Consider the following 11,044-nt stretch of genomic DNA (forward strand, 5'->3'; position numbering starts at 1 on the left):
AGCTCAAAAAATGAATGTGCGGTGATTTATTTTTGAAATTCTTGAAATTATATCAAAAATTTAGAGTTTTGACGGAGAGACAAGCTAATACTTGAGAATAATCTCAATACCTGTTTGACTAATATTGATAGCGGGTAATTTATAAGTTGTAATAGGAATTTAGGGAGAGATTATGTTGTTACTAATGACTGTTTTATTCCTACTTATGTCTCGAAGCAACTTTTACTGTTTTCTTTGAAGGTTTGCCAGTTTTTTTAACAACTTTAACTTGGTGTGCTACGCCAAAATGCTTATCTAACAACTCAACCATATGTCGATCACGTACAGCACCACTCTTTCTTCCGGTGACCACACCAATCAAACTCTTGTTACCTCTTGTTGCTACTGTAATAAGGTTACAGCCAGCTGGTATGTGATATCCAGTTTTTAGACCTTCAGCTCCAGGGTATGTCGCAGTAACCCTGTTATGCCCATTAACTGTCTTGCCTTTATAAGTAAAACTCGTCTCACTAAAAAAAGCATAATATTGTGGAAAATCACGCTTAATTGCGATAGATAATTTTGCTAAATCAACTGCAGTCGTTACTTGTTTTGGATTATGCCAACCATCAGCATTAGTAAAATTAGTATTTTTCATCCCAAGCTGATGTGCTTTAGCCGTCATTAAACGAGCAAACTTAGTTTCAGAACCGCCGGCAAGATTCTCCGCAACAACTCTGGATACATCGTTGGCAGACTTAATAATTACAGCTCGTATAGAGTCTTTTACACTTATTTTTTCACCCGGTTGCACATATAACTTTAAAGGCAGTGCTTGGGAGGCATATTTAGAAACATAAAACTTATCATTCATCCCTACTTTGCCTGATTCTAGAGCTTCAAATAGCATGTATATAGTCATAACTTTTGTTAATGAGGCAGGATAAATCTTCTCTTTTGAATTACTTGCATGAAGGACCTTACCAGTTTTGCCATCCACTATTAAGCTTGTTTGTATAGGGGAAGAAATAGGTTTTCTTGGCTTTTTATTTTTTGCTATCGTAGCTGCAGAAGCATTTGTTACTAAAAATAACACTAATAAAACAGAAGATAACTTCTTAAACATAAAAAAACCTAACCAAAAAATTCTGTAACTAAAGAGTAGCATAAAAACGTTTGTAAAAAATCAACATATATAAACCCGAATCGTTATATTTTACTTTATGTTGTTTTTCCTTCAAATCTCTTATTTAAATACAATAATAAAAGCAGCCCAGGAATCGCTAAAAATACCGTCATAATAAAATAATTATCCCAACCCATTAGCTTCATAATCGAACCACCAAAACCTACTATAGTATGACTAAACAATCCAGATAAACTACTAAGCAGTGCATATTGCGTTGCTGAAAACTGTTTATTACATAAATAACTCAAATACCCTACAAGAGCTGCATCTCCCATTCCAGAAGCCATATTCTCGATACTTATTGCAATCATTAGAGCATTTGTATCATGCCCCTGGTGATGTAACCATACGAAAGCTAAATTTGTTATAGCTTGTGCAATTCCACAAAATATCAACCCTTTAATACTGCCATAGCGATACATTATTACGCCGCCAACATAAGCTCCACCAATGGTTGCAATTAAGCCAAAAACTTTAGTAATTGCCCCAATCTCCTTAAGTGTAAAGCCAAGCTCTATATAGAATGGCATTGCAACCACACCAAGCATAGCATCACCCAATTTATAGAATATTACAGCAAGCAAAATAACTATTGCTCCATCACGCTTTAAAAAATCAGCAAACGGATCAATCGTCATAAGTCTCCACGAAGAAATACTTAGTATATTGATAACCGCTTGTTCGATTTTTGGCTCTTTTAAAGTTAGAATAAAAAATATTCCAATAAAATACAAAGAGCTTATAGCTAAAAAGGCAATGTTCCAACCGTAATCTTCTGCAACAAAAAATGCACCCGCAACAGCTATTAACCCACCTACTCTATATCCAAAAACTGCATTTGCTGCAGCCACAGAAAGCTTTTCCTTTTCGATTGTATCAATTCTAAATGCATCGATCACTATATCCAAAGTTGCTGATGCCACACCTAGCGCAATAGTCAATATATAAATCATCCCAATAGATTCATTTGGATCTAATTTACTATATGAAAATATAATAAACGCTATTATACCTGATATTAAACACATCCAGCTCTTGCGCCTTCCTATACGATGGATTATCGGTAGTTTTAGGTGGTCAATTAAAGGAGACCAGAAAACCTTAAGGGAATAAAAAACCCTTGCCGCAGCAAAAGATGTAATAATTGCAATATCTATATTTGCCCCTTTCATCCATGCTGCAATAGTAGAGTATATAATAAAAAGTGGCATACCACTGAAGATTCCTAAAATAAAGATTTGGAACTGCCTGTAATCAGTAAATAACTTTAGAATATTTGATTGATTCATAATATATGTAACTAAAGGTTTTAATTTCAAAGGAGTGAAATTTAGTACATACAAAGATTAATGTCAAGCTTATAAAGCGTGATATTCAGGCGTTTCTTCTCAGAATTGAGGTGCATTAATAGTCGGCTTGATTATCTATTATTCAAAAAAAAGAGATGTAAAGAGATCTTAAAACAAGTGCAGCATGATTATGATGGTGATTTAAAAAACAAATCGGCGCCACATATCGGGCTTGATCAGGTATGAGTGGTAGTGGGATAAGATACCAAGTCCGGCATGACTTACCTTATGCTGTATCACAATTCGCCACTATCATTTCAAATTTCTAGCTTTAAGCACTTCCTTTAAATCTTCTGTTTTTGCTTCCTTTTTAGGATTAAAGAAATTACCTTTTGCAGTAACGCTCATTTTTGCAGGAGCATAGTCTGTGACGCTACGACCATATTTAGGTTTAGCAAGGTAGAAAGAAAAAATTGATGATATATCTAAGTTAAAATCATACAAATTGAATGTAGCAGCCCCTTGGCCAATAGAATACTTAGTCTTAAATGCCATTGATGGTAAGGTAAATATACCTTTTGATAACTCGACACTAGCCTGCAAATCACTCATCTGCGTTTTGTCTAGAAGTAAAGTTTTATTTAAATCGTCATCAAACAAGCCAATATTATAATTTGGGTCCCCAAGTACTTGAATAAAATTATCGATAGAAAAATTATTCAATGTAATATCTTTGGCCACGATATTAGACTTTGTATAAAGGTTATATAGCTGTTCATCAAGTTTTTCACCATTTGTTGACCACATACCACTTGCACTTATTACTCCACCAGAATTAATCATGTCTTTAGGTAGTAACCTCGAAATCGGCTCTATCTGAGCGGAATTCAAAGCATATACAAAATTCAGGGTATATGGCTGGAGCAAAATACTACCCGACGATTGCAAGCGCCCTCCAAATAAATCAGCGTCAAACTTAGAAATATCAATCAAATTCTTATCGTTTCTTGCTAGGAAAACTACTCTACCAAGAGCAAAATCACCTTGATATACACGCGCAAGAGAAAACCGCGTGACAATATCTATTTTACTAAGATCAAAATTATCTAGTATCTTTTTTTTGAGCGCCAGCATTGCAGGGGCGGAAAGAAAATCAACCGCAATAGAACCATTATTTATATCAATCTTTACGCTTGGTCTTATGCTCTGGGCTTCTAGAGTAAAATTAGTATCTATCCAGTCAGTACCATCTGTTATATATAATTGTTCAACAGAAACTCTTCCTGGCGAAAGGTCCAAAACGAAGTTTACATTTTCATATAATTTTTTATTCAATGTAAGATGATCAAAAGTAATATCAAAGCTACTTATAGAGCTGATCTTTCTTATAGGAATAAACTTGTTTAAATAGGTCTCATCCTTCATATCTTCAAGTAAGTTGCTAACATAGGCAACTGCTCGTGATAAAACTGGAAAACTATTTTCGTCAATATTTACTGAGGTAAATTTTATACTGGCGTTGGTTCTTGGTGAATTTCCAATAAATTTAGAGGAAAGGCTCCCAATTACTTCTGTTTCTTGTGTTTTAATCAAAAAGTTCTGAAGCGACAAATCAACTGAACTAAATTTTATATCAGACGATAAAGAAAATGGAATTGGTTTATCTGTTCTTACATCTTTACCACCAAAAAACTCTGCAAAATCATTTAAATCCTTATGATTTAAAACAACTTTTCCATTAAAAATACTCCTGAAAGAATTTTGAATTATAGCTCCACTTAAATTGAAATTACCATCTTGATCAACTTCACCAGAAAAGTCTTGAATAACAAACTTACCACTTTCAACTTTTACTTTTAAATTTACATTACTTAAAGAGTTGTTTTCGTCAATTTTAACTGCTTTAGCCACAAAGTTTACGTTCAAATTATTTTTGCTAAAATCCATCCTGTTGTTAGCTCCAAACCTAGTGGTACCTACCACAACAGCTCCATCTTTTTTAGATTTTAACCAATTAACTAGATCTAGTTTAGTAAATTCAATATTTATTTCTGAAACAAACGCAGGGTCTTTGCTCATTTTTATATCACCCTTTCCTTGCAAGGAGTCTGAGCTTATAATAAGGGAATCAATTATCAAACCTTGTTTTATTGGCTTGATACCAAAGTTAATTTTTACCTCTTCATTACTATTAAGGTAGCTTTCTATATTAGAAAAATCAGGGACTAATTTTGCAAGTTTACTTGATAAATTAGTAGTTTTTAATTCTGCATCCCCTCCTTCAAACACACCATTTTTATAAATTTCATTCAATTTAAAATCATAACTGGTATCTTGTACATCTAGTTTGAATACTACTGTGTTATCAGCTGAGTTCTCAAATGAACCGTTTATATGTCCAACGTTATCAATAACTCCTTCAAAGTTTGCTCCTTTATTTCCGCTAGAGAAATTTAAATTATCAATTATAAGAGGAATATCATTATCAGATTCAACGAAAGTAAGTTTGTTAACCTTTGCTTTTACTGAAAGAGCATTTTTTAATATTAATTCTGAAATAAACTCACTATGACTTAAAAAATTTACATCATCATTATTAAGGTGAACGACCACCTCTCCAATAGTTAATTCACTGATTTCTGGTTTAAAGCGGAATAAGGATGATAGCAAAAACTCAATTTTTATATCTTTAAGGGCAACTTTACCATCTTGCTTAACCTCATCGATAACAAGGTAAGGTACTGGAAATTTTATAACCCTAAAATTATTTGCTTCAAGGGTGGCAACATCTATTCTAGTACTTTTCACAAATTCTTGGTATACTCTTGTGAAATCGGTAAATGCTATTGATGCGCTAACAACCCCTGTTATTATTAAGGAAATAATTACCAGGCTTATAAGTAGTTTTTTCATGCTTATTAAATTTAATTTATGAAGATATAACAACACTAATAGTTTTTTAGAAATATATCAATCAAACGACAAAAAAAATGAAAGAAGAGGACGGATTAATTTTAGTTGGTGTAATATCGGCAGCTCATGGGATAAAGGGGGACGTATTAGTTAAATCGTTTACTGACCCAAAAGAAAATATCTTATCTATTAATATTTTGGACAAAACTCGTGTGCCAATTAAATTAAAAAAGGTAAGAGTAAATACTAACGGAACGTTAGTATGTAGATTTATCGGAAGCAATGATCGAAACGCAGCTGAAGCATTATCTGGAACGAAATTATTTTGTCTACGCGACCACCTTCCTGCAACTCAACAAGATGAGTATTATATCAGTGATCTAAAAAAACTTTCTGTAGTCAACGAAAATGGTGAAAAAATTGGTATCATTATCGATGTCGCCAATTTCGGTGCTGGTGATATCATAGAAATAAGGTTTAACAATGATCTAGAAGAAATGTTTCCGTTCACAAAAGAATTTTTTCCAGAAATTGGCAAAGATTACATAGTTTTATCAAAGACCAGCTAAATGGGACAGTTCCTGCCCAACTGAGCTCAAGCATGACTCAGGTTGTTGCTTTTATTATTAAGACCGAGTCATACTTGGCTTTTTGTATCTTCTTATGTGTTGCCCCAAATGCTTAACTTTAAGTTCGCACAATGTGGCTATAGATTGTTGTCTACCATCTCATCGCTATTTTGATCTTCACCTGTTCCTGCAAGAAGTATCTCAGTTGCCGCTGCTTGAACCTCCAACTCGACTTGGGTAGATGCTCCGCTTGACTGCACAAAATTTAAATTATTACGGTATTCAGGATTTTTGGGCTGATACTGTGTTGCTTTTGTTAAGCATTCAATTGCTTCTGAGGGTTTTCCAAAATTCCAATAAGCCTCACCTAACTTACTATTAAAGCCACCATGAAGATATTGATTATATTCAGTGTCTGAATTTGGAACGTTAGATATTGCTTTTGTTAAGTATTCAATTGCTTTTGGGTAGCTTTTTAATTGAAGATAAGCCGTACCTAAAGCAGAATTGTATAAGATATGATCAGGCTGAATCTGCGTCGCTTGCAACAAGCATTCAACTGTTGATAGTTTCCTAAGCCAGAATAAGCCTCAGGCTAGCTTAGCCTGGTATTCAGCATTGTCAGACTCAAATAGTACTGCCCTCCCAGTGTGTTTTTGCTTCTTCGTATTTTCCCAGTACCAAATAAGCCTCAGCTAGCTTAGCCCGATATAAAACATGATTAGGATTTAGATTTACCGCTTTTAGAGCTGATTCAATTGCTTCATAGGCTTTTATTGTTTGGTATTTTATATTACTTACCAAGCCTTGTTGGTTAGGTCCGGTTTTATCAAATTCTTTTTTCTTATTCAGAACTGAGGCAGGTTAGTTATTTTTCTTCTCTCTTGTCCAGGTTATATCGCTACCTTCCTTTACTACTACAGAAGAACCAGGGAAATTATTGTTATGCGGAATAAATCTTCCTCCAGCAAAATTAGCCAAAAACACCTCGGCATTAGCGTACATTGAAAGCCTGTTTTCCGGCCGCGCCAAACCATGACCTTCATCAGGATATAGCAGATAAACTACTGGTATTGAAAGCTTTTTCATTGCCTCGACTATCTGGTCAGACTCATCTTGCTTCACTCGTGGGTCGTTCGCTCCTTGTACAATAAGTAGAGGTTTTTTTATGTTTTTAGCAAAGCTTAAAGGAGACCTTTCTTTCAAAAAATCTCTACCCTCTTCTGTATCTGGTGAAGCTCCAACAATCTTAATTAAATGAGCTATTTGAGGTTTCCAGTAAGGAGGTATAGACTTTAGTAAAGTTTCAAGATTAGATGGGCCAACTATGTCAATTCCCGCAACATACATATCTGGGGTCATTGTCATGCCAACAAGGGCCGCATAACCACCATAACTTCCGCCCATTATGACTATTTTATCTTTCTCAGTTATTTTGTTATTGACCGCCCATTGCACTCCGTCAGCAAGATCGTCTTGCATCTTTCTAGCCCACTCTCCATCTCCGGCATTTGTAAAATTCTTACCAAAACCAGTTGATCCACGATAATTTATATTTAGCACTGCATAGCCTCTATTCGCAAGCCACTGTACTACTGGGCTAAAACCCCAACTATCTCGTGCATTTGGTCCACCATGAACATATAAAACCAGTGGTATTGTCTTTATTGGAATACCTTTACCATCGTCAAGCCACCTTGGTATTGTAAGGTAACTCACCAAGTCTAAATTATCTCTGGATTTTATGTTCTGTGGATACATTTTTGAAAATGGTAGCCCTTCTTGATTTGTATTTGATACAAACAGAAATTGAGCTTCATGCTTTGTTCTATCATAGAGGTAATACCTAAACGGACTATCACTCTTAGAGAATACCACTATCCATTTATCATCTTCATATGTTCTAGATAAAATTTCAAGATCACCATCTTCAATTGTCTTAAGATACTCCAAGTCAGCGGCGATTTTAGAATCAATAATTGTCCACTCTTTGCGTAAATAGTTAGTTGCAACGCCTTGGATCATCTTAGACTTAGTATCAACTAAGTAGTCATCAATATCTGCTTTTTCATTTTCATATATTACTTTTCTTGCATTAGTGGCAAGATCTACCTCCATCAAAGCTGCAGTATTTCTTCCAACACTATCGGTCATAAATAATTTCATCCCATCACTTGAAATATGAAGTGGGTTGGTAGTTAACATGTCCTCAATTAAAATTTTCTGAAATAATTCAGCTTTTTCAATATTGCCATTTTCAAAAAGATAAACTTCCCCCTCACCACTTGGAAGCATTTTATAACCGACACGTATTTTAAAATCATCATCGGCAATAAAAGATGCATATTGACCAGTATTTTCATATACTAGATCGCGTTTACCTGTGTCTATGTTTACTTTATAAATATCGAAATACTCTGGCACTCTGTTGTTTATCAGAATTAATATCTCATTTGAATATTTATCACTTAGCTTTAAAACTGATGCTCGCACCCCATCACTAGGCGTTAAATCTTTTTGTTCATTAGTGGTAACATTAACAGAGTATAAGCGCCAATTTTCATCACCCTTTTTGTCTTGAGCATAAATTATATGGCTATTATCATTAGCCCAAAAATAACTTCTAATTCCTCTTTGCGTCTCGTTAGTGATAACTTTGGCTTCTTGTAGTTTATCAATTGGTGCAACCCAAATATTTAATACTCCATCTTTTGGAGCTATATAGCTGATAAGCTTTCCATCTTTACTAATTCTAGTAGCAATTCGATCTGGATTACCAAATAATACATCCCTAGAAATTAAATCATCTTCTTTTATCATCTCATCTCCTTGTTTTATAGAAGTTCCTGAACGATCTCTGTTGTATAGTAAAATAAGATAAATTACTAAGGATAAAATTACGATAACAGTAAATAAGCGCTTTAGAACCATTTTTTCCACTTTAATATTACAAATTGAATAATCAAAATTGCGCATATAGTACCGGCAAAGATTGGAAATGATTTATCGCTAGCAGCTCCAGGTATCCCTGCTAAATTCACACCAAATAAGCCGGTGACAAAGCTCATAGGAAGAAAAATTGATGCTATAGCCGATAATTTATTCGTACTTGCACTTAACCTCTCAGTTAGGTGGTTGTTTAACTCTTCATGGATAACTTGCGCTCTTTCTCTAATAGATACTATCTCTTCGATAAACCTAGTCATCTTATGGCAGCTTTCAGATAAATTACTTGCATTATCAGCACCTGACTCCAAAAAACCCTCTATAGCTGCTAATTGTTGCAGCGTGTCTAAATTAGGAAAGAAATATCGTCTAAAAATAATCACCTGTCTTCTAACGTCAATAACATTTTGTCTAAAATCCTTATCATGTTCTATTAAAACCATCTCTTCTAGATCGTCTATAGCCTCATATATATCAGCGATGGTAGACTCAATTTCTTCGTTTATATGTTCGATTAAAGTAAGTAAAAATTCAAATGTAGTCTTAGGAGCCCTTGAACTCTCAAAATCCATTTTTAATTTAGTAACCGCCTTTAAGTTTCTGAGCTTTACACTAATTATTTGTTGTTTAGTAACGTATAGACGGATAGAAATCATATCCTCTGGCTCTTCCTTGTTAAAAGAATTGATACCTCTTAAATTTATGAATATAGTATTATCATCTATTTTTACTAGCCTTGGACGTGTTTCAGTTGCAAGTAGTGCGTCAACCCATATTTCATCGATACCAGAGCTGTTTTTTAGCCACGATTTTGCGTCTGATGAGGTGCCGTCTAAATGAATCCAACCATAACCGCCGCTAGTTTTATTATATAACTCTACCGGCAGATCATCCCTATCATAAACAACCCCTTCTTCATTAACATGCAAAGACTCTATTAACCAAGATAATTTTCTAGTCATATTAATTTTAACCTCGAATCAATAACTACCTAATAAAAAATTTTATCAATCACTACTTTATGTATCTCATCAACCGTTTTGTTCACACAATTGATCGGAACAATTCTATCAGTATGCATCGCGGCAATGGACTTGAATCTTTCGTAAATATTACGATGAAATGCCATGTTTTTAGCTTCAAACTTGTTTGCATCACCTCTCGTAGCAACCCTTTCTAAACCAATTTCTGGCGGGATATCCATAAAGAATGTAAGATCTGGCATAATAGCTTTAGACCAGGTATTTTTGGCTTCGTCTTCATAACTCACGTTCATTAAGTGGTCATGCAACTCAAAAATATCTTCTATTGTTAACCCAGATTCTCCTGATTGGTAACACGCCGTGGAATCTATGAACCTGTCGCATATAACCCAAAACCCATCTAGCATAGATGGTATAATAACTTTACTTAGGTGCTCATAACGAGCTGCCATAACTAATAGCAATTCAGACATTGGCAGAAGCTCAGAATAAACCAATAAATGCCGTATTTTTTCTGCCTCTATTGTACCTCCAACTTCTCTTGTATGAATAGCTTTTATTCTTTTAGACAAAAGAAATTCATACAACATTTTGCTCTGCGTAGATTTTCCGCTACCCTCTCCTCCTTCAAAAGTAATAAATTTAGGTTTATCAAAATTCATCATAATTTTTATATGGTTTATTAAGTTTTTTCTATTTACCCTTACTGCAAATATTCATCAGAGTTCATCTCGGCAAGCCTAGAGACAGTCCTAATAAACTCCCCTTTCTTTTTGCTAAAAGGATAAATTTCTTCTGGCAAACATTCAATCTCCATGAATAAAACTACCTTATTGAAATAAGCATTATCAATAAAATTTATAAAACGTGTTGCTATATCAGTTTCATCTTCATTAATTCTTCTTACCGATTCAACTACAATAATTTTAAACTGCTCTGTTAGGTTTACATAATCAGCATATCCAATAGATCGTTCAAACAGCTCTTTAAAATTAGTTATCAGTGTATTTTTATGGCCTTGAGGGAAACTTAATGTCCTCCCAAAAAGATTTACATTTACCTCAGTTAATTCTTCTTTATCACAAAGGCCTATTTTTATCTTGTCTATTATAGCATTAGTTTTTCGATCAGCTGGATATAAAATTCTATTTTTTATCACCGATACAGCGTTATATC

General features: G+C 34.2%; 10 protein-coding genes. 1 reads left to right on the forward strand and 9 read right to left on the reverse strand.

Annotated elements, in window-relative coordinates; genetic code table 11:
• Positions 1–199: 199 nt before the first annotated feature.
• The 3 genes from Megvenef_RS04285 to Megvenef_RS04295 form a co-directional block, all read right to left on the reverse strand.
• Positions 200–1,105 (reverse strand): D-alanyl-D-alanine carboxypeptidase family protein, encoded by a 906-nt coding sequence (locus Megvenef_RS04285; RefSeq protein WP_322776753.1) that lies wholly within the window; start codon positions 1,103–1,105, stop codon positions 200–202.
• 95 nt (positions 1,106–1,200) lie between these two features.
• Positions 1,201–2,457 carry an AmpG family muropeptide MFS transporter gene (locus tag Megvenef_RS04290; protein WP_322776754.1) on the reverse strand — a complete coding sequence of 419 codons (1,257 nt, stop codon included), beginning with the start codon at positions 2,455–2,457 and terminating at the stop codon, positions 1,201–1,203.
• A 312-nt stretch (positions 2,458–2,769) separates the two neighbouring features.
• On the reverse strand, positions 2,770–5,370 hold the full coding sequence (locus tag Megvenef_RS04295; protein WP_322776755.1) for an AsmA family protein: 2,601 nt from the start codon (positions 5,368–5,370) through the stop codon (positions 2,770–2,772).
• A gap of 77 nt (positions 5,371–5,447) precedes the next feature.
• Between Megvenef_RS04295 and rimM the strand changes: the two genes are divergently transcribed.
• Positions 5,448–5,939 carry a ribosome maturation factor RimM gene (gene rimM, locus Megvenef_RS04300; protein WP_322776756.1) on the forward strand — a complete coding sequence of 164 codons (492 nt, stop codon included), beginning with the start codon at positions 5,448–5,450 and terminating at the stop codon, positions 5,937–5,939.
• Between the two features lie 137 nt (positions 5,940–6,076).
• Here rimM and Megvenef_RS04305 read toward each other — a convergent pair whose 3' ends face one another.
• The 6 genes from Megvenef_RS04305 to zapE all read right to left on the reverse strand — a co-directional run.
• The gene (locus Megvenef_RS04305) at positions 6,077–6,490 is read right to left on the reverse strand and encodes a tetratricopeptide repeat protein (RefSeq protein WP_322776757.1); all 414 of its coding nucleotides are present in this window, start codon (positions 6,488–6,490) and stop codon (positions 6,077–6,079) included.
• A gap of 76 nt (positions 6,491–6,566) precedes the next feature.
• On the reverse strand, positions 6,567–6,743 hold the full coding sequence (locus tag Megvenef_RS04310; protein ID WP_322776758.1) for a tetratricopeptide repeat protein: 177 nt from the start codon (positions 6,741–6,743) through the stop codon (positions 6,567–6,569).
• Positions 6,744–6,803: 60 nt separating this feature from the next.
• Positions 6,804–8,870, reverse strand: a complete 2,067-nt coding sequence (locus Megvenef_RS04315; RefSeq protein ID WP_322776759.1) for a S9 family peptidase — start codon at positions 8,868–8,870, stop codon at positions 6,804–6,806.
• On the reverse strand, positions 8,861–9,847 hold the full coding sequence (locus tag Megvenef_RS04320; protein ID WP_322776760.1) for a zinc transporter ZntB: 987 nt from the start codon (positions 9,845–9,847) through the stop codon (positions 8,861–8,863). Before Megvenef_RS04320 ends, Megvenef_RS04315 begins: the two co-directional genes overlap by 10 nt.
• A gap of 29 nt (positions 9,848–9,876) precedes the next feature.
• The gene (gene tmk / locus Megvenef_RS04325; RefSeq protein WP_322776761.1) at positions 9,877–10,533 is read right to left on the reverse strand and encodes a dTMP kinase; all 657 of its coding nucleotides are present in this window, start codon (positions 10,531–10,533) and stop codon (positions 9,877–9,879) included.
• Between the two features lie 38 nt (positions 10,534–10,571).
• The coding region (gene zapE / locus Megvenef_RS04330) for an AFG1/ZapE family ATPase (protein ID WP_322776762.1) at positions 10,572–11,044 on the reverse strand (473 nt) is incomplete at its 5' end.

This window comes from Candidatus Megaera venefica (assembly GCF_034554655.1).
GTDB lineage: Bacteria > Pseudomonadota > Alphaproteobacteria > Rickettsiales > Rickettsiaceae > Megaera_A > Megaera_A venefica.

Coding starts and splice junctions, on each gene's coding strand:
- rimM (WP_322776756.1), top strand. CDS start 5,448: ATGAAAGAAGAGGACGGATTAATTTTAGTTGGTGTAATATCGGCAGCT.
- Megvenef_RS04285 (WP_322776753.1), bottom strand. CDS start 1,105: ATGTTTAAGAAGTTATCTTCTGTTTTATTAGTGTTATTTTTAGTAACA.
- Megvenef_RS04290 (WP_322776754.1), bottom strand. CDS start 2,457: ATGAATCAATCAAATATTCTAAAGTTATTTACTGATTACAGGCAGTTC.
- Megvenef_RS04315 (WP_322776759.1), bottom strand. CDS start 8,870: ATGGTTCTAAAGCGCTTATTTACTGTTATCGTAATTTTATCCTTAGTA.
- Megvenef_RS04295 (WP_322776755.1), bottom strand. CDS start 5,370: ATGAAAAAACTACTTATAAGCCTGGTAATTATTTCCTTAATAATAACA.
- tmk (WP_322776761.1), bottom strand. CDS start 10,533: ATGATGAATTTTGATAAACCTAAATTTATTACTTTTGAAGGAGGAGAG.
- Megvenef_RS04320 (WP_322776760.1), bottom strand. CDS start 9,847: ATGACTAGAAAATTATCTTGGTTAATAGAGTCTTTGCATGTTAATGAA.